The sequence below is a fragment of the Paenibacillus oceani genome (assembly GCF_014705615.1).
In the GTDB taxonomy this organism is placed as follows: Bacteria; Bacillota; Bacilli; order Paenibacillales; family NBRC-103111; genus Paenibacillus_AB; species Paenibacillus_AB oceani.
Map to the genome: position 1 here is coordinate 247,660 of NZ_JACXJA010000006.1, position 16,279 is coordinate 263,938.

General features: G+C 53.2%; 24 protein-coding genes. 2 read left to right on the forward strand and 22 right to left on the reverse strand.

Features of this window, described 5'->3' with window-relative positions:
- Positions 1-9: 9 nt before the first annotated feature.
- From IDH45_RS06360 to IDH45_RS06385, 6 genes are all read right to left on the reverse strand, one after another.
- Entirely contained in the window at positions 10-168 is a 159-nt protein-coding gene (locus IDH45_RS06360; protein ID WP_190925764.1) for an HAD family hydrolase, read from the reverse strand.
- A 144-nt stretch (positions 169-312) separates the two neighbouring features.
- The gene (locus tag IDH45_RS06365) at positions 313-849 is read right to left on the reverse strand and encodes a hypothetical protein (RefSeq protein WP_190925766.1); all 537 of its coding nucleotides are present in this window, start codon (positions 847-849) and stop codon (positions 313-315) included.
- Positions 850-960: 111 nt separating this feature from the next.
- A complete protein-coding gene (locus IDH45_RS06370) occupies positions 961-1,251 on the reverse strand; it encodes a DUF3310 domain-containing protein (protein ID WP_190925768.1) in 291 nt (96 codons plus the stop codon).
- The gene (locus tag IDH45_RS06375; protein ID WP_190925770.1) at positions 1,248-2,624 is read right to left on the reverse strand and encodes a DEAD/DEAH box helicase; all 1,377 of its coding nucleotides are present in this window, start codon (positions 2,622-2,624) and stop codon (positions 1,248-1,250) included. Before IDH45_RS06375 ends, IDH45_RS06370 begins: the two co-directional genes overlap by 4 nt.
- On the reverse strand, positions 2,621-2,902 hold the full coding sequence (locus tag IDH45_RS06380) for a VRR-NUC domain-containing protein (RefSeq protein ID WP_190925772.1): 282 nt from the start codon (positions 2,900-2,902) through the stop codon (positions 2,621-2,623). The genes IDH45_RS06375 and IDH45_RS06380 overlap by 4 nt, the downstream gene beginning before the upstream one ends.
- 524 nt (positions 2,903-3,426) lie before the next feature.
- Positions 3,427-5,769 (reverse strand): virulence-associated E family protein, encoded by a 2,343-nt coding sequence (locus IDH45_RS06385; RefSeq protein ID WP_190925774.1) that lies wholly within the window; start codon positions 5,767-5,769, stop codon positions 3,427-3,429.
- A gap of 118 nt (positions 5,770-5,887) precedes the next feature.
- Here IDH45_RS06385 and IDH45_RS06390 point away from each other — a divergent pair, with 118 nt between their 5' ends.
- The gene (locus IDH45_RS06390; protein ID WP_190925776.1) at positions 5,888-6,214 is read left to right on the forward strand and encodes a hypothetical protein; all 327 of its coding nucleotides are present in this window, start codon (positions 5,888-5,890) and stop codon (positions 6,212-6,214) included.
- Positions 6,215-6,226: 12 nt separating this feature from the next.
- On the opposite strand, the gene IDH45_RS06395 is transcribed toward IDH45_RS06390, so the two are convergent.
- Together IDH45_RS06395 and IDH45_RS06400 are read right to left on the reverse strand one after the other, a co-directional pair.
- On the reverse strand, positions 6,227-6,748 hold the full coding sequence (locus tag IDH45_RS06395) for a hypothetical protein (RefSeq protein ID WP_190925777.1): 522 nt from the start codon (positions 6,746-6,748) through the stop codon (positions 6,227-6,229).
- Positions 6,745-7,998 (reverse strand): phosphoadenosine phosphosulfate reductase domain-containing protein, encoded by a 1,254-nt coding sequence (locus IDH45_RS06400; protein WP_190925779.1) that lies wholly within the window; start codon positions 7,996-7,998, stop codon positions 6,745-6,747. The genes IDH45_RS06395 and IDH45_RS06400 overlap by 4 nt, the downstream gene beginning before the upstream one ends.
- An 89-nt stretch (positions 7,999-8,087) precedes the next feature.
- Between IDH45_RS06400 and IDH45_RS06405 the strand changes: the two genes are divergently transcribed.
- On the forward strand, positions 8,088-8,273 hold the full coding sequence (locus IDH45_RS06405) for a hypothetical protein (RefSeq protein ID WP_190925781.1): 186 nt from the start codon (positions 8,088-8,090) through the stop codon (positions 8,271-8,273).
- A gap of 3 nt (positions 8,274-8,276) precedes the next feature.
- On the opposite strand, the gene IDH45_RS06410 is transcribed toward IDH45_RS06405, so the two are convergent.
- From IDH45_RS06410 to IDH45_RS06470, 14 genes are all read right to left on the reverse strand, one after another.
- The gene (locus IDH45_RS06410) at positions 8,277-10,232 is read right to left on the reverse strand and encodes a DNA polymerase (RefSeq protein WP_190925783.1); all 1,956 of its coding nucleotides are present in this window, start codon (positions 10,230-10,232) and stop codon (positions 8,277-8,279) included.
- Between the two features lie 7 nt (positions 10,233-10,239).
- On the reverse strand, positions 10,240-10,626 hold the full coding sequence (locus tag IDH45_RS06415) for a hypothetical protein (protein ID WP_190925785.1): 387 nt from the start codon (positions 10,624-10,626) through the stop codon (positions 10,240-10,242).
- Positions 10,623-11,045 carry a nucleoside triphosphate pyrophosphohydrolase family protein gene (locus IDH45_RS06420; RefSeq protein ID WP_223836418.1) on the reverse strand — a complete coding sequence of 141 codons (423 nt, stop codon included), beginning with the start codon at positions 11,043-11,045 and terminating at the stop codon, positions 10,623-10,625. Before IDH45_RS06420 ends, IDH45_RS06415 begins: the two co-directional genes overlap by 4 nt.
- A 103-nt stretch (positions 11,046-11,148) precedes the next feature.
- Entirely contained in the window at positions 11,149-11,745 is a 597-nt protein-coding gene (locus IDH45_RS06425) for a DUF2815 family protein (RefSeq protein WP_190925786.1), read from the reverse strand.
- 172 nt (positions 11,746-11,917) lie between these two features.
- Positions 11,918-13,135, reverse strand: coding sequence for a DUF2800 domain-containing protein (locus IDH45_RS06430; RefSeq protein ID WP_190925788.1), 1,218 nt, complete (start codon positions 13,133-13,135; stop codon positions 11,918-11,920).
- Positions 13,132-13,566: a hypothetical protein gene (locus tag IDH45_RS06435; RefSeq protein ID WP_190925790.1), complete on the reverse strand. Its 435-nt coding sequence runs from the start codon at positions 13,564-13,566 to the stop codon at positions 13,132-13,134. Before IDH45_RS06435 ends, IDH45_RS06430 begins: the two co-directional genes overlap by 4 nt.
- A gap of 143 nt (positions 13,567-13,709) precedes the next feature.
- Positions 13,710-14,252, reverse strand: coding sequence for a stage V sporulation protein T (spoVT, locus tag IDH45_RS06440; RefSeq protein WP_190925791.1), 543 nt, complete (start codon positions 14,250-14,252; stop codon positions 13,710-13,712).
- A 21-nt stretch (positions 14,253-14,273) separates the two neighbouring features.
- Positions 14,274-14,450, reverse strand: a complete 177-nt coding sequence (locus tag IDH45_RS06445; RefSeq protein WP_190925793.1) for a hypothetical protein — start codon at positions 14,448-14,450, stop codon at positions 14,274-14,276.
- Positions 14,451-14,501: 51 nt separating this feature from the next.
- On the reverse strand, positions 14,502-14,678 hold the full coding sequence (locus IDH45_RS06450) for a hypothetical protein (protein ID WP_190925795.1): 177 nt from the start codon (positions 14,676-14,678) through the stop codon (positions 14,502-14,504).
- Positions 14,679-14,891: 213 nt separating this feature from the next.
- The gene (locus IDH45_RS35405) at positions 14,892-15,350 is read right to left on the reverse strand and encodes a Mom family adenine methylcarbamoylation protein (protein ID WP_449583067.1); all 459 of its coding nucleotides are present in this window, start codon (positions 15,348-15,350) and stop codon (positions 14,892-14,894) included.
- A gap of 16 nt (positions 15,351-15,366) precedes the next feature.
- Positions 15,367-15,594 carry a DUF7667 family protein gene (locus IDH45_RS06455; protein ID WP_190925797.1) on the reverse strand — a complete coding sequence of 76 codons (228 nt, stop codon included), beginning with the start codon at positions 15,592-15,594 and terminating at the stop codon, positions 15,367-15,369.
- A complete protein-coding gene (locus IDH45_RS06460; protein WP_190925799.1) occupies positions 15,591-15,737 on the reverse strand; it encodes a hypothetical protein in 147 nt (48 codons plus the stop codon). Before IDH45_RS06460 ends, IDH45_RS06455 begins: the two co-directional genes overlap by 4 nt.
- Positions 15,734-15,925 carry a helix-turn-helix domain-containing protein gene (locus IDH45_RS06465; protein WP_190925801.1) on the reverse strand — a complete coding sequence of 64 codons (192 nt, stop codon included), beginning with the start codon at positions 15,923-15,925 and terminating at the stop codon, positions 15,734-15,736. Before IDH45_RS06465 ends, IDH45_RS06460 begins: the two co-directional genes overlap by 4 nt.
- A complete protein-coding gene (locus IDH45_RS06470; protein WP_190925803.1) occupies positions 15,925-16,119 on the reverse strand; it encodes a helix-turn-helix domain-containing protein in 195 nt (64 codons plus the stop codon). The genes IDH45_RS06465 and IDH45_RS06470 overlap by 1 nt, the downstream gene beginning before the upstream one ends.
- Between the last annotated feature and the right edge of the window lie 160 nt (positions 16,120-16,279).

Consider the following 16,279-nt stretch of genomic DNA (forward strand, 5'->3'; position numbering starts at 1 on the left):
CTCGCTAGTTTATCTCTTGCAATGTTGCCATGGGCAATACTGCTTCACACCCGTCCAGGTTCCCCAAACACACCCGGCGCATTGTTCAGGCTGTACCGGATCGGTATCATCACGTTCGGCAATCGCCTCGATCTTCTTGATCAGCTCGATCCCCTTAATTTCTCGCATATGATTTCAACTCCTAGAAAACAAAATGCCGCCAATAATGGCGGCTATGTTGAGGAGGGAAGGTATCGGATTAAAAGTATTGCACACTATCATATTACCACGGACGGACTAGCGCGAAAATGGCGGATTTTTGGCGCGGTTTTCTCACAGTTCCAAACGAATGCCATCGACCCCAAACATCAATACGGACAAGACTTTACAGGCATTGTTCACGTCTTTGTAGACGGTACTGGTGTCAATTGCATGCTGTTCAGCAAGCTGTTCCACCGTCGTAACCTCTTCCGCAATATACAACGCTTCGACCATCCGGTACCGCCGCAAATCCTCGGGCTGCGGGCTCCGCTCACACATTGCCCGATAAACGCCCATCATGTCACGCATAAAGCGGACCATCGTGGCCGTCCTCTCCCGACTTCGCTTGACAGCGCTGACGGCGTATTCCTGCTCGCGCAAATCATCCAGAGTGTTATCCCATTCCCCGTCATCCGGACGCGCGAGAAGGGTTTCTGCGTGCGCTACAAACGATCGGTAATGTTTCAGCAGCAGCTTCGTGTTCCGAAGCCGACGATCCCGTTCCTGTTTCTTGCGCTGCAGCTCCTTTTTCTCCATGTACTCGTTCATGGCCGCAACGGCTGCCTGCGTAATGACTTCCATCTGCTCTTTGCTCAATACTTTTGCCATCTGCGTTCCTCCTCTTTCGGCTCCGTCTTCTTCCCGGTAAATCCGTCTTTCGCCTGCAGAATATATAAGTGCCCACCGACCGAGATGACGGTCGGGATGTCATTTTTGATTTTAATCGGCATGACGGTTGCACGATAGGACTGCCCCACGAATCGCTTTTTTGGTGTCCTCATGTGGTTTCACCTGCCTTTCCAAACGTTCGATCAAACGATTCAAATACCAACGGGCTTTCCGGAAATCCTCCAGTCCGTTCTTGTCCGGCGCCCGGCTGATATACTTCAGGATGTTCCCGCGGCAGTAGCCGGCGAACTCCTCATCCGAAAGTTTCGCTTCGAGAAATTCGATCGTTTCGATCCCGCCGCGTGTGTAGTGCGACGGGCTATTTACAGGATCATGACTCATCCAGCTTTCACCCTCTCTATTCTGGCTTTGACGGCTTGCATTAGGCTCTCTTGACCGGTTGCTTTACGCTCCAAAGCTTCGACGACCTCTTCATCCATCGTCCCCTCAGCGACAAGGCGCAGGACCACGATACGCCGGGTCTGCCCCTGCCGATGCACCCGGGCGTTTGCCTGCTGGTCCTCCTCCAAGCTCCAATTCTGGTCGTACCAGACAACCGTTTGACAGCTCGACTCCTGCAGGTTAAGGCCATGGCCGGCGCTCTTCGGATGCAGCAGCATCAGCGGTATTTCGTCGTTATTCCAAGCCCGGATGTCTTCGTTCCCGTCCTTGCCCTTCCGGAGAATGCGGGCTTGCGGGAACCGCTCTTGGATCCGGGAAAGGCTATGCTTGAAGTTGTAAAACACCATGACCGGTTTGCCTTGTGCAGCCTCGATGATATCCTCCAAAGCGTCAAGCTTGGCATCGTGGATCAGCTTGACACCGCGGTCCTCGTCGTAAACGGCACCGGAGGCCATCTGAAGCAGCTTGTTACTCAGGACGGCCGCCGTGTTGGCGACGACATCGGCGTCGGCGTACGGCAGCAGCAGATCCCGTTCCATCTTCTTGTACAGCTCCCGGGCCTGGCCGTTCAGCTTTACCGGAACCTTGCGATCGATTCTCTCGGGAAGATCCAGCCAGTCAGCAGCCTTCATGCTGACAACGACATCCGCGATCGACTCGTAAATCCGCTGTTCGGCTTCCTGCTTTTGCTTCCACTCGTAAACGACATGGCCGCTACGGGCTCCCGGCGTAAAGTAGCGGTCCCGAAAACCGGTTATCGTCTTGCCGAGTCGTTCGCCTTGATCCAGCAGATAGATTTGCGGCCACAGGTCCATAAGGCTGTTAGGTGCCGGCGTACCAGTCAATTCGACTACTCGTTTTATCATTGGCCGCACACGCCGGAGAGCCTTGAAGCGTTTGGCCTGCGGATTCTTAAAGCTGCTTGACTCGTCGATGACGACCGTGTCGAACGGCCATTTGCTGCCGTACTCGCTCACAATCCATTCGACGTTCTCACGATTTATGACCCAGATGTCAGCTTCCGCTCGAAGCGCCCGGCGCCGCTGTTCGGCGCTGCCGAGAACCTTCGCGATCCGCAAATGCTGGAGATGGTCCCACTTCCCGACCTCGCGAGCCCAAGTATCTTCAGCCACTCTCAGCGGCGCAATGACCAGTACGCGCTCGGCGTCGAAATAATCGTTCAGCAGCTTGTCGATCGCGGTCAGGGTAGATACCGTTTTGCCGAGTCCCATCTCAAGCAGCAACGCGATGTAAGGCGTATCCAGTATCCGTTCTGTTGCATATTCCTGATATTGGTGTGGGATGAACTTCACTTTGGCATCACCTCCGCTATGAATCTATCTATGTCCGCGTAACTATCGATCTTGTAATGGCGATGGCCTCGTTTCGTAAGCTCTTTCGCCCATTTCGCCTGCAACGGTTTAAGCGGCTTCCCCGGCGCCTTCGTCTCGACGTAAACGGTCTGTCCGTTCGGTAGGATCACGAGCCGATCGGGAACGCCGCTATTCCCAGGGCTTACGAATTTCGGGGCGAGTCCGCCGATCCGTTCCACCTCTCGGACCAGGCGGGCCTCGATGGTCGATTCTCTCACGGTCGGTCCCACTCCCGAAGCACAGCTTCACAACGAGCTTTTGTCTTTGGGTTCCGCCAAGGTGGATTCGAGTCATCGTAGTAGTATGCCGGCTTTCGAGCTCCGACCGGTTCAGGTCCTTTGCTACGAACCACTTCGTACTTTCGGTTGAAAAGCTCTTTCGCCCCGTTTTCGTACCAGTACATTCCGTACGGCAATTCTTCTCGCATGAGCTGTTCCGATATTCGTCTTTTCGCCATCTCAATCTTCCTTTCGACGTGTTCTTTATCCTCATGCGTTACGCGTTATGTGATGAATTACGTTTAACCTATATTTTTATAGGTTAATTAGGGTTAAACGCTATTTTAATAACTTTATTAATAAAATGAAGAACATAAAGAACAATTGACCGAAAACCCTTGACCCGTATGGGATTTAGCTGTTCTTTATTACGTTTAAAATGAAGAACAATGAAGAACTTGACGCACATTTCTGTTCTTTATGTTCTTCATTGTTCTTTATAAAAAGATGCATAAAGACCACGGTTATTTTTCGCGTTCGAACACGATAACCTGCCCATACCTATCTATCCGGGCTCGACCGTTCCGCTCCTTCCACCCTGGCGCGTTCCGCAAAACACCGCAGATGACCCGGGACTCCCACTTGGTCAGATCGCCGATCCGCTTGTGCAAGCATTCCACCCATACTTGGGCCGCGCATACGCGTTGACGTTTCTGCCCTGTCGGCTGTCCCATATCGTCTTCAATTTCAGCTTCCAGCCATTCCCTTATAGTCCCTTCCCGGGGATCGCTCTCGTAGTGTGCTTCTTGCTGCACTTCGGCGTCAGCCCGTGCGCGGGAATCCAACGTAAGCGACTCGCCGGATCTGTAATAAACCAGCGCCTCCGCCCAAATTTGGCGCACAACCTCGTCGGTAAGATGCGTCCACTGGTTATACTTTGCTTGGTCGATATTGATGTCTACGGGCCAAAAGCGGCGGTTTCCGGTATCGTCCGTCAAAAAGTCCTTGTTGTTCGTCGTACCGAAGAAAACACACTTCCGTGGGAACTCCGACACCTGCCGGTCATAGGCCACGCGATACCGGTCCTCCGTCTTGGATAAAAACGCCTTTACGTGTTCGACCTCGGTTTTCTTCATCGCATGCATTTCGCCGATTTCAAATATCCAGCCGTTTTGGAGATGCTCCCCGGCTTCTTTATTTTCAAACGATTTCAGGCTGTCGCTGAACCAGCGGCCGCCGAGCCGGGCAAGCAACGAGCTTTTACCTGTGCCCTGCTTGCCCACCAGCACCAGCATTTCGTCGAATTTACATCCGGAGTCGTAAATGCGGGCCACCGCAGCTATCAGCATTTTCCTCGTTACCTGCCGGACGTAATGCGTGTCCGCAGCTCCTTGGTAGTCGATGAAGATCGTTTCCATCCGGGGAACTCCGTCCCACGTAGTCGATTCAAGAAACTCCTTGATCGGGTGAAATCGGTTCTGCCGACTGGCTTCGGTAAAGGCGTCAAGGATAATACTTGCGCCCCGTATCCCGTGTGTTACCCCGAACCAGTGCCTCAACCGCTTATCGTCCTCGCCCAGCCACGGCTCATAACCTATGCCTGGCCGTAAGAAACTTCTCCACGGCAAAGCCCTCCGGATGACCTCTGTATTCCCAAACGCGTCATAAGCAAGAATGCCTTTCCATGCTCCATGAGTCAGCACCAGCTCGACGTTCTTCGGCGTGGACAGCAGATCCGTGGTCTTGTGATGCCTCTCCAGTTGTTGCTTCCACGTGTCGTCCTCCGGATCGTCATCAAAGTCTACATCTCCAAAGTCCTCTGACACCGACGGCATCTCCGCCCCAGCCTGTCTTTTAACTCCCGGCTGCCGGATCGCCCACTGCTCCATCGCCAAATGGCTCGGCTTCTTGGCGTCCGGCGTAAATTCCTTAACGTGATCGTCCAACCCGCCAAACTTATGAACCCGGACAAGATCGAATAGATTGTACGTCCGGCCGTCGGCGACCGGGTCGCTGTCCTGGTGAGAAAAGGCGAGGTCCTGATCCGGATAGACCTCCAACCCGTTCGCCGACGTGCCGTGAACGTAGGTGTACCGGTTCGGCATCGTTCCGGGGACATAGATGTCCGATAGGAACGTATCGATGCCCTCCTCGATCGTGAACGCCCGGCAAAATAAACCGATCGTGCCGAACTTCTCCCGCGGGTCCTGCGCTTTCGTTGCAGCCGTTCGGAGCGCCCGGCTCTCCTCCGGATGTCGCGGCCACGCCGCCACGTCCTGCCAGTCGTCGTACTCATCCAGCAGCCCGTCTACGCTGACCGGGCCGCCCTCGTAGACCTCCAGCACCGGCTCCGCGTCCTTGCTGCAGCTCGGCAGGTACATGAGGCGATGCACCTCGAACGTCGTCTTGTCGAAGTAGTGCATGCCGATCTGCTCCGCCAGCTTCCGACTTACTGCGGCGTACTCGTCCGGACTCATATTGCGATCAGCCGGCGCGATCAGGCGGTATTTGTGCTTATGCGGCCGATGGCTGTGCGTGGAATATACGACGTAGGCGGAGCCGCCCAGGACGAGCTCCACGGCGAACAGGAAATCGTCATCGGCATGATCCGCGTCCAGCGTGATGAGGGACCGGGTATCCACGTTTTCTTTTTTGCGCCGGCCGCCGCGGATCAGGCCGCCGACAAAAGCGGCCCCGTCTTTGACTTTCCCTTTCCCGGCTGTCGGCATCGCGTCATACTGCGCCATTGTCTCCGCTGTCCGCCGCACCTTCCGCAGTCGCTCCACGAACTCGTCCCAGGATAGATATTCAACTTTCCATGATGTGTCGGCGCGGTGCTTACCGAATGAGATATCAAGTTCGTCCATGTGCTCACCTCAAAACATTTGGTCTTACACTCCTGCATTGGAAAATATTAAATTTTCATGTAACTTTTCCGATAAAGAATCGTATGGTATTCCATCATTCATATAAGGGGTTAAGAAAATGCGAAATCTCATAGTAAAACTATTGATTACTGTAATTTTGATCATCGGTATACCAACAGGGATCATGTTACTTGAGCAGAAGAAAATGCCCAGGATTGACGTTGAGCAGTACAATAAATTAGAAGTTGGCATGACCTTGGAAGAAACGATAGATATTCTTGGTGAAGGGTATTTAGATTATGAAACTGCTAGTGACGGCTATGTTCGCCAAGACTACATCTATATCGAAAAATTTAAGATTACATTTAAAACCATCTACGATCCACGAGAATTTCACTTGAGATTTATAAATGGGCGACTTGAAAAGAAGTCATTACTAATCTAAGAAAGCTCTAGGTTATACCCTCTTAAAAATAGGGCCGTTAATATCGCCGCGCTTTTCCCGCAGCGCCCGTATAGCGAGCTGCCCTTTCTCCTGAGAGCTCATTACGGGCGTTGTCGCTGCACGCTCCGGCGACCATTTTAATTTAGTGATTCTGCACCTGAATGTAGTATCCTTAATTCCGTTTTGCCGGGCGAGTGCCAGCATCTCCGGCGGATATTTGCGCCGAGCCGGGTTATGGTCGCGCATCATCCGCCGAGTCTGTTCCTCGGTCCGGGGAGGCTCCGTAACCGCACGTTCCCAGCTCCAACCGAGCACATGCACCCGGTTCCGTACCGTTTTCGACGCAATGCCGTTCATCCTGGCAACCTCCATCCAGCGGCTTCGGTCTTGGACTTGCCGCTTTGGAGTCGTGAGGGCCTTCTCTTTCGGCCAGCAGGCTTCCCGGATGCGCCACGTGAGCGTCCGCGCCGATATGCCCCTTGCCGCAGCAGCCGCGTATTCCTCCGGCGTAATGTAGAAGTCGTAGGGGTTCATATTGTCACCGCCGGAAATGCCTTTTCCGCTAAAAGCTTTTTCTTCTCTTCCCGTTTGCCCTTGCGGATCTCCGCTTTCTCTGCGAGTAGCTTCTCGGCCCTTTCAAAGTCCCCCGGCTCCATCTCACGATTGTCAATCAGCCAAGGACGCTTTGCCGCGTCCTCGGCCCAAGCTGCTTGAATCATGTCGACTTCCTCTTGACTGATCAGCTCGATCGGAACGCGGTGCAACGGGTTGTCATCCAGTTCCCGGAGCCGGTTCACATCAGCTTGTGTTTGAAGCAGCCGTTCAAGCAAATGCTTGCGAGCATGAATGGCGAGACAACCTTTGCCCGGCCCCATCGGCGTCCGGTTCCGGCGGTATCCACTGCGCAATTGTGGGTTTTTCTTCGGGTTATGGACGTCCTTTAGGAGCTGCCGCCATTCTGTGAGAGGCTTCATCCACTCGTACACATTGGACATGTTTTCCGTCGACCGGTCCTTCGTGATCGGCGGACAAACCCAGCAGCCGAAGCGCGCTCCACAGGCCTGCGTCGCCTTCACTGAGCCGCCGGGGTTGATCAGCGCACACTCGCCGGTCGCGTCTTTGTACAGCCTCCTGATCTCATCCGACGGCCCCCACGGTAACGGGTTAAGGAGGATTTGCCAAACCTCATCCGTCGTATAATCAACGATCGGCATATATAACCTACGGCCATCTGTATATGGGCTGACGCTGAACCTGCTGCCGCGCTCCTCGCGGTACTTATCGATCGTCGTAGCCCGCCGGGTGGACTCCTCCGTCCGGCTGCCAATAAGCTGTAGGCAGGGATTGATTTCGGACAGCCGGGCATTCTGCGGTTCGATCTTGAGGGCGTGTGTGCAGTAACGGTCGTCCCCGTTCGTGGGCAGCGTCCAGCCCCATCCGATGATACCGACCCAAAAGCTCCGTTTTGCCTTGCGGGATACAATCTCCGCGGCGATAGGTATATTGTTTTGCCGACTCCAGCGATTCAGCGTCCGGACCTGCCGGCGCATGTAGTCTTCGAGGATCGGGTTTTCGATCTTGGTATCGGACATAATGACGTTAACCCAACGTGTCCGCTGCTGAGGCTTGAGCATCTGAATCGCCCGGCAGACGAGGACAAGCACCGCGGTGCTGTCCTTGCCCCCACTCCAGCTCACCGCCCACGGCTGCCCCTCTGTGGCCGGGTCCAAATACTGCTCAAGGATTTCCGCCACAGTCGCCATAGTCCGTGTTTGCAAGTCCATTTCATTCACTTCCTCGAGTGCATTTTCCATCTATTAGGAATCTCTTTGTGTTATACTTTTACTACTAACTTCTTAGGAGGAGAATAAATATGAGTTCCGAAGAATGGTATTACAAGGTCTCCCTTATCATTGGAACCGTCTATGACGATGTGCAAGACCCGGAATTTAGATTTTCAAAGGGTGAAAAAGGAAAAATGCAAGAGTTTATGGATATTTGTCTTGAAAACGGGCATGAAGTCAAAGTCGAGCTCACCAAACAAGAATTCGATAAATAGACATCAATCTTTCTGATAGAAGTCGCATTCAAAGCCGGCTGCCGATAGTGGCAGCCCCGGCGCCCATTCGATCGGCTGACCCATAATCCCGGTCATCTCCTCGACCGAACCGAAGCCGCGCAGGCAATCCGCGGCAATCTCGTCATGCACATGCAGCGGAATCGGATAGCCGGCTGCATCAAGGCGCATTAGATTCTCGGCCAGACAGTCCCGGGCGATCGCTTGCACCAGGTTCTCGACAAGCGTTCCGCCCCACGTCCGCTGGGGCACCCATTTATTCCTTTCATCCAGCGCGTAAAAGATAAGTCCATCTTTATCAAATTTGGTGTCCCGCTTGATAGCCGGCTGAGGGTATGCAAGACTGTGGCCGCTCGGCAGATCGGCAAAAAGTATGCCGCCTTCATACCGGTACCGGACGCCGTGGGCTAATTTAACCGTCGTCTTCCCTCGAACAGCCTCCATCGCAGCCTCTTCCGCCCGATACCACAACTTGCGAATATTCGGATTTGCATTCCGCCACTGCTTCACTAAGGGGTCATACTGGTCCTCGGGGATCTCCTTGTTCTTGTCCATTTTCATCATCGCCGCAGCTCCGCCGCCAAAGCCGCAGGCCAGTGTGGCAACTTTGCCGAAAGGCCGGTACTTGTAATTCTCGTGCCCCTTGACGATCGTCTCGAATTGGATGCCGAACATGCGGGAAGCCGTTGCTTCATATATCTTGCCGTGCCCCTGGAATACATCCAGTACCCAATGCTCATCAGCCAGCCAAGCGATCACGCGTGCCTCGATAGCGCTAAAGTCCGATACGATAAACCGGCAGCCCTCGGAAGGAATCAACCCGGTACGCACGAGCTGGGACAGTACAAACGGCGGCGCCCCATACAGCAGCTCCAACATCTCATAATCCCCGGAACGAAGCACTTCGCGAGCCAAGGCAAGGTCGTCGATGTGGTTTTGAGGCAGGTTATGCATCTGCACATTACGGCCAGCCCAGCGCCATGTCCGGTTCGCGCCGAGGAACTGCAAGATTCCTCTTACTCGATCGTCAGCGCAATAAGTTCGCGCCATGGCGTCGTATTTGCTGTTGCTGGTCTTCCCCATCTCCTGCCGGATCTCAAGCATCTTCCGCGTGTCGTCATCAGGTGCGGCATCAAGAAGCGCCGGCATAAATTCCTTACTGAGTCCATCCGGGGTTTCCAATCCGCGCTCCGCTAGCCAGCCTTTAAGCTGCTTTATGCTGTTCGGATTTTCAAGCCCCGTCAGTTCCTTTGCATCTATTGTCAGCCGTTCGGAATACTGCTCTGCACAGGCGATAGCATGCTGCACAAGAACCGGATCGATCCGGACGCCGCGATCGTTGATTCGCTGATCGAGCGCCCACAGCCGCCATTCCTTCTCCGGCACCGGGAAGCGTTCCAGCTTGCGGCGCACTTCCCGTTCGACAACGACGTCCTGCCGGTTGTATTCGATGTACTGCTGCCATCGATCTGGATCGTGATGCGGATAGTTCCGGGTCCGCTGGCCGTTCGTCTTTGTTGGCTTGCACGGGACGGAAAAGTATTTAATGAGAGCTTTACCCTTGGCGTCCTTCTGGGCATCAAGCTTCAGGACCTCGGCAGCGCCTTCCAGATAGCCCGGCAGCCCGAGCGCCAGCGCATGGACAGCGGTACAGCGCCAGAATCTCGGGTCACAATCGATACCGAAGTGCCGGGAAATGTTGGTCCGTTCAAAAGCGGCGTTAAAAGCTGTCTTGGTGACGTCTGTCCGCAGCGCTTGCATGACGTCTTTCGGGATAACCCCGAAGTAGTCAGTAAGATCGACCACCGTCACCGGATCGTCGTCAAAAGCGAAGGCGAACAGCAGGATTTCGAAGTCCGGCGCCTCGACATAGCGATGGACGCCGCAGGTTTTTAGATCGATGGAAGAATAGGTTTCTATGTCGATTTGGAGGACGGTCATGATGGCATTAACTCCAAACACGGTGGACTTCTTCCACCTGTTCAAGCCCGTCGTAATCCGTAATGGTCCATTCGATATCATCAGGAATCTCAACGATTCTCAAATCAGAACAAGGCCCATTTGCTTCTTTTCCTAACTCCTCAATAACAGAAAGAACGTCAGGGTTTGTCCGCAGTGACTTACAATCTCGATCCCTTGTAAAACTGTAATAACTGAATCCGGAAAGTGGTTTATACCCACCGATCGATGATCCATCAACAATCTGTGCCGAAGGGTCGGCGTACTCATAATCCTTGCTGTAAACAGTAACCCTCCAGCCACGCTCAATTAATTTCAGAAATGCTTTATGTGACAAGCCGAACCCGCCAAAGCATCTATTAATAGCTATTTTCATAGCTTCTTACCTCCATGCCGGCGCTCCCGCGTCGCGTTATATGCCATCTTATCTCGGATCGCAGCCTCCAGATCAATGCCAAGATGACCGCACGTATCAAATATCCGGATAACGACGTCCGCCAGCTCAGTCGGAATACCGCAAGGCTTCTCACCTTCGTAATAGATTTCCGTTAATCCTCGGCCGTTCCGGTGGTCCTCCAGCGCCTCCGACAGCTCCGAATGCATAAGGGCGATAACTTCGCCGAAGCTTCGCGGCTCCTCGTACCAGCCCTTGTCAATTGCATTCTGATGCGCTGCCTTCACTAGCGTTGTGATGTTGGTTAAGTTCCCGTCGTACCCTTTTCTGTACGCATATTCGAACAAGTCGCGTTCTTTATTCGATAAGATCCGCTCCATTACCGCTTCTGTATCTTCCAAAGCTGCTCGACAGCCTGGTTTTGAATTCCACCTTAGCATGGGGTTCACCCTCCCGAATATTTAGATAGGAAAAGGGACCCGTTGCCGAATCCCCTATATCGAATTAGTTCATGAAATCGTCATCATCGCCGTCCAGGTCGACATCAAAATCCTCTTCGGCGAAATCATCGTTAACATTGCTCCGGCCGCCCAGGAAGTCGCCGTCCTGCACTTTGACCACATTATTCAAACCTGCTGCAACGCCGCGGTTCCCCTTCGCGTCGAAAGGATAAAAGTTAAGCGACACTTTGGCATAGCAGCCGGAATAGACTTCCGTCGTGTCCGTGATCTCCTGAAACTTGGTCTTGCCATCCGCACTCTTGCCGATCGGCTTCGCGATCCCCGGCTTGTTTTTGCTTGTCGCATTCAGGAAGTAGTGGCCGGCATATACCTCATCGTCTGGACGCTCTTCGTCGCCATCCCGCAGCGGTGTCTTGCAGTTGGCCGGGATCTTACCGCCCCACTTACTCTTTCCGAGCTCCTTCGCCGCGTCTACCGCCGCTTTGATCTTGCGAAGTGTATCTTTGTCCGACTTTGGGATCAAAATGGCCGTGCTGTACTTCTCAACGCCTTGATCATCTGCGCGTGCTTCGAAGATATTGCAGTAAGAGAGCCGTACTTTACCCGTGATTACTTTGGTTGCTTGATTGTCGATTGCCATATTGGATCGTTCTCCTTTGAATGGTTGATTTTTTAATGGGCAGCGTGGATGTGGCTTATTCCGCCACGGTTCTACACCAATACCTTTCTTTCTACCCTTGTCGCCGATCAATCCACAGAATGAGCGTGTGGACACATAACCGACCGATCTGGTCTTTAAATTCTTGCAATCCTTACACAGCATCTGAGAAATCCTCTCCCGCAAAGTCAGCGTCCACACTATTCAGCTCCGCCCGCGGATCCGTCTCCGGAACGAGCGTCGGCTTCCCAGCAGGTTTGACGATCAGATCACCGATCAGCTTTCCGAGTTCCTTCTTACCGATTCGCTTCTCCAGCTCGCCGATGCCGAGCAATTCCTGAGGTTTGAGGAACTTGTCTTTATCCAGCTTCTCCCCGTTGATTTTGGCATCCTCAAGTACATTCCAAGCAGCATCCTTGTCCGTAATAGCCCGATTACTCCGTCCCTCGACCAACTTCCATGAAGGGATACGTTTACCGGCTTTGGCCTGCTCGAAAGCATAATCCCCGATATCCTTCGCCCATGACGCCAGCTTCTCGGCCACGTAAAGGATCGAGCCGATCTCATCAAGAGACAACAGCGCCGGATCTTGGAATTCGTACTGGAGAGCCTGCATATTCTCGTCAGCACGGGCTCGACAAGTTGCCTTCACCTTGCACCAACGGCAATGATCACCCGGCTTGAACTCGCCTTCGCCTGCATCGGCCAGCGCGGCCGCCGGCCTGACAACCGTCTCCGCCCAATCCAGCAGTTCGTCGACTTGCATAATGTTGGTGCTGACGCTGTCGAGCCGGGGCTGCACGATGGTCATATGGACCTCGCGAATGTCGTACAGGAATCCGAATCCATCCAGCGCCCCAAGGGCATAAAGCCGCATCTGCGGGTTGCCGATCGCGCTGACCGGGACGCCTTTTCCATATTTTAGGTCCACGATCTCCATCACGCCGTCAGCGATCAGGACAACGTCGCCGGTGCCGAAGCCGTTTGGTACCCACTCGGAAAAGTCCAGCCGTTCCTCCAAAAGTACAATGGCGTCCGTGCTCCGAGCCTTGGCGGCCATAAAACGTTCTTCGACGATCTCGACATACTCCTGGACGGCATTCTCCATCTCTGCATCGTAGAGTGGATTTTGTTTGAGGTACTCGAGTGCTGCATCAAGCTTCTTACGCTCCTTGGAATCACACGGGAAAAGGCGGCGCCGCAGCTTGATCTCGGAAAGCTCGTGCGCGGTAGTCCCCTCGTCGGCATAGCTGCTTCGTTTATCCGGTACACTCTCCTGCAGCCGGGCGCTTGGCGGGCAGTTAATCCACTGCTCCGCTTTGGATGCACCCAGAAGGGCGTGAGCCCGTTCAGCGTGTGCCTGCTGACTCATAGCAGCGCCTCCAGATCGCGCATGAATGCAACTCTTTTGTCATCCGGAATGCCGGTGATGTTGGAGCTTTCGTACTTATCCAGAAGAGCCTTAACCTCTTCCTTTCCCGCCTTCTTCCCTACTTCCTGAGCCTTGGCACGTAGCTCCACATCTGTCGGGATCGGTTCGCCCCGGTGGTCGCCCTCGTCATCTTCACGGCTGTCATCAGGCTTAGCAGCCGGATCCTCATCGACCGGATCGTTCTTTTCGACAGCCGGCTCTTCTTTCTTCGTGCGCCGGGTTTGCTTTGGAGCTTCCGTCTCCACAGGCTTTACAGGAGCTGGGGCAGTTGCAAGGGCCGCAGTACTTCCTGTGAGACCTACGGCCAAAGCGGATAATTCGCGTAGAGATTCAGCGGCGTCAGCGCCGTTAATTGTGATTTGTACTGGCATGAATGATAGCCTCCTTGTTAATTTCGCGGATACAATAAGTGCAAGCCATAATACCGTTCCATTCTTTCAAAAACGTCGGGTGTGCCTCCTGGCCGCAAACGTCACACTCGGGAAGTAGTAGATAAATATCGACCTTGCTCATACTAGATGTCCATCCGCTTCGCCAGGAAGGAAGCCGCTGTTTCAGCCATTTTCAGTTCCATGCGGCCCATTTTGACAGCCTCGTCCTTACTCACCAGGATGACCGAACCGATCGGATCCCCGCCTTGAACGATCGGAGCAATCACACATGAGCTATAGAACTCGATCAATCCTTTGCAAATTTCGTATTTACCAGAATCCGTTTCAAGCGTTGCAATTCGACGCTCCATAACCATTTCGACCAGCGGACTGACATCTTTCTCGTAGTAGTCCCTTTTCGACCCACCCTCAACAGCGACTGTCGTATCACGATCGGTAATGATTGCAATGTGGCCAGTGCTTTCATGAAGCGATTCGGCGTACTCCTTGGCGAAATCACCTAGGTCACCGATCGGTGAATACTTTTTCAAGATGACCCCACCATCACGATCCACGAAAATCTCCATTGGATCGCCTTCGCGAACCCGCAATACACGCCGGATTTCTTTCGGGATGACGATCCGACCAAGATCGTCAATTCGTCTCACAATACCTGTTGCTTTCATATCGAAAGGACTCCTCCTCGATTAATTGTCTTCCACGCTTACTTTCTTGGCGCCGATCCCCTCGGCAAGATGCTGCAATGTGCAATAGGCGTCGCAGCCGAACTTCCAAACCTTTTCATCGGGATAGATCGGCTGCTTGCAGCTGTCGAGCGCACACTCGTCGATTTGCTCATACGACTTACCATTTTTCGGAAACATACGTTCCTCCTTGCGCAATCGCACCGGGACTGGTACGATTATGTTGGAATATTACATTTGGTGTTTAATGATAACGTCGCCTCGGGACAAGGCGGCGTTTTCGCTTTTCCCGTAAAACACTTCGAAATCTTCGACTGCATCCCCGATCGGAATCACCCGGGCCGTGTCCTGGCGGTCGCCGTCACAAGCATCGGCAATCCATTTCACGGTTTGCTGAGCCTCGCGCATCTGCTATATCACCTCCCTTCGTCGTCGGAATATCAAAGCGCCCTGACTCGATTGCTTTTTTAACTTGCCGAAATGCCCATCTATCCGCTTTTAATACCGGATCGCTTCCACTGGACAAGTCGATCTCAACGTCCAGCCAATCCAGCAGCGCCTTACGGCTTATTAGTTCCTTCGCCGTTTGCTGAGCCCCGCGCATATGCTTTATCACCTCCTTCAAGGACTTCTCACCCATCGAATCTTTTGCGATAAGTCCCGATCCAGTCGGGCATCCCGCGACGTCCACCCGCTCGATCGCTTCTTTGTCAGCCCCAAAGGGAACCAGTTGTCTGCCTCATAAATCTTGCCCTCGTGACCTTCCCCCGTGCTGCTGTAGGCCAGCAACCCTTTAATCTTGGGATAGTTCTTTCGAATGTGCTTACGGGCCATTGCTAGCGCTTTGCTTTCTGCGAATCCCTCCGTATCGTCAATCAGATACATGCGGGTAAGTTCCAGGATGTTTTCGCGGTCCAAGCTGCGTGCTGTTGGCCTGCCCCACATCATAGCCCCGATCCGTCGGCCGCCGTCGTCTAACACCCAAAGCCGGAGACGTGCGCCAGCTGGTGAGGACTGGAGATAGTGGCGTTCAGCGATCCATTTGTCGAGCTCCGTTGTCGTGCAAAGCTCGAGTTTCAATCTCTCTCACCCTCTCTCAATACAGTTTCATTACTTTGTCGTACTCGGGCATAAGCTGTTCGAACCATGCCCAATCCTTCGTCCGCCTAGCGATCCACATCTTGTTCAAGATCGCCGCGTATCGCCATTCCCGGTACACGATAAACTTGTGCGACTCGCGCAGCTCGTGAGCCTCCGCTTCGGTAAGCTCCCTCTCAAGCATGGCGCCGACGATCTCCAGTAGCCGCTTGTCGACGGTGCTCATGACGCACCGACTGCCTTAAGTGTCTTATACCGCTCGATCTGCGCCCTAGCTACCTTCCGGGTGATCCGGGATACTTGCGGGCTTGCAAAATCGGCCAGCTCCAGCAGCTTACATACGTTGATCAAGCGCTCTTGTTGGGTCATTGAGCGACACTCTCCTGTTCCAGCTTTGCGATCCACTGCAGATACGCTTCCTTTCTGATCCGCCGGATATTGCCGCTTTTAAAACTCGGCAGTTCCCCACTCGTACAGCGAAAATATACAGTGTTCGGATGCCAGCCCAATAATTCAGCGACCTGCTTAACGGACAGGTATTCAGGGAGATTGTTCATTAAGCTTCATCCTCCAAAAAATAATCCACCGTTACACCGAAGTAATCAGCTAAAGTCTTTAACTTGTCAGTCTTGGGACGATAGTTCCCTTGCTTCCAATTTGATAGAGTTGCAGTAGAAACACCCGTATCTTTCGATACTTGATATGACGTTTTCCCGGAAGCGTTCAATAGCGAAAGGAATCTTTCGTACACATCACACCCTCCCTTCAAAATATTTACATAGACATATTGACGAATAGCTAAGGTTTCTTATATAATCAGAGTGTCACCTAAGTTATATAAGAAATCTTAGTCTTACCTTTGATTTTGACTTAGAAATCTAAGCCATGTCTGTATATTAGCATAGGTTTCT

What these genes read in the sequence shown, in the direction of transcription:
- IDH45_RS06360 (WP_190925764.1), bottom strand. Translation starts at nt 168, where the DNA reads ATGCGAGAAATTAAGGGGATCGAGCTGATCAAGAAGATCGAGGCGATT.
- IDH45_RS06365 (WP_190925766.1), bottom strand. Translation starts at nt 849, where the DNA reads ATGGCAAAAGTATTGAGCAAAGAGCAGATGGAAGTCATTACGCAGGCA.
- IDH45_RS06370 (WP_190925768.1), bottom strand. Translation starts at nt 1,251, where the DNA reads ATGAGTCATGATCCTGTAAATAGCCCGTCGCACTACACACGCGGCGGG.
- IDH45_RS06385 (WP_190925774.1), bottom strand. Translation starts at nt 5,769, where the DNA reads ATGGACGAACTTGATATCTCATTCGGTAAGCACCGCGCCGACACATCA.
- IDH45_RS06390 (WP_190925776.1), top strand. Translation starts at nt 5,888, where the DNA reads ATGCGAAATCTCATAGTAAAACTATTGATTACTGTAATTTTGATCATC.
- IDH45_RS06395 (WP_190925777.1), bottom strand. Translation starts at nt 6,748, where the DNA reads ATGAACCCCTACGACTTCTACATTACGCCGGAGGAATACGCGGCTGCT.
- IDH45_RS06400 (WP_190925779.1), bottom strand. Translation starts at nt 7,998, where the DNA reads ATGGACTTGCAAACACGGACTATGGCGACTGTGGCGGAAATCCTTGAG.
- IDH45_RS06405 (WP_190925781.1), top strand. Translation starts at nt 8,088, where the DNA reads ATGAGTTCCGAAGAATGGTATTACAAGGTCTCCCTTATCATTGGAACC.
- IDH45_RS06410 (WP_190925783.1), bottom strand. Translation starts at nt 10,232, where the DNA reads ATGACCGTCCTCCAAATCGACATAGAAACCTATTCTTCCATCGATCTA.
- IDH45_RS06415 (WP_190925785.1), bottom strand. Translation starts at nt 10,626, where the DNA reads ATGAAAATAGCTATTAATAGATGCTTTGGCGGGTTCGGCTTGTCACAT.
- IDH45_RS06425 (WP_190925786.1), bottom strand. Translation starts at nt 11,745, where the DNA reads ATGGCAATCGACAATCAAGCAACCAAAGTAATCACGGGTAAAGTACGG.
- IDH45_RS06430 (WP_190925788.1), bottom strand. Translation starts at nt 13,135, where the DNA reads ATGAGTCAGCAGGCACACGCTGAACGGGCTCACGCCCTTCTGGGTGCA.
- IDH45_RS06435 (WP_190925790.1), bottom strand. Translation starts at nt 13,566, where the DNA reads ATGCCAGTACAAATCACAATTAACGGCGCTGACGCCGCTGAATCTCTA.
- spoVT (WP_190925791.1), bottom strand. Translation starts at nt 14,252, where the DNA reads ATGAAAGCAACAGGTATTGTGAGACGAATTGACGATCTTGGTCGGATC.
- IDH45_RS06445 (WP_190925793.1), bottom strand. Translation starts at nt 14,450, where the DNA reads ATGTTTCCGAAAAATGGTAAGTCGTATGAGCAAATCGACGAGTGTGCG.
- IDH45_RS06450 (WP_190925795.1), bottom strand. Translation starts at nt 14,678, where the DNA reads ATGCGCGAGGCTCAGCAAACCGTGAAATGGATTGCCGATGCTTGTGAC.
- IDH45_RS06455 (WP_190925797.1), bottom strand. Translation starts at nt 15,594, where the DNA reads ATGAGCACCGTCGACAAGCGGCTACTGGAGATCGTCGGCGCCATGCTT.
- IDH45_RS06460 (WP_190925799.1), bottom strand. Translation starts at nt 15,737, where the DNA reads ATGACCCAACAAGAGCGCTTGATCAACGTATGTAAGCTGCTGGAGCTG.
- IDH45_RS06465 (WP_190925801.1), bottom strand. Translation starts at nt 15,925, where the DNA reads ATGAACAATCTCCCTGAATACCTGTCCGTTAAGCAGGTCGCTGAATTA.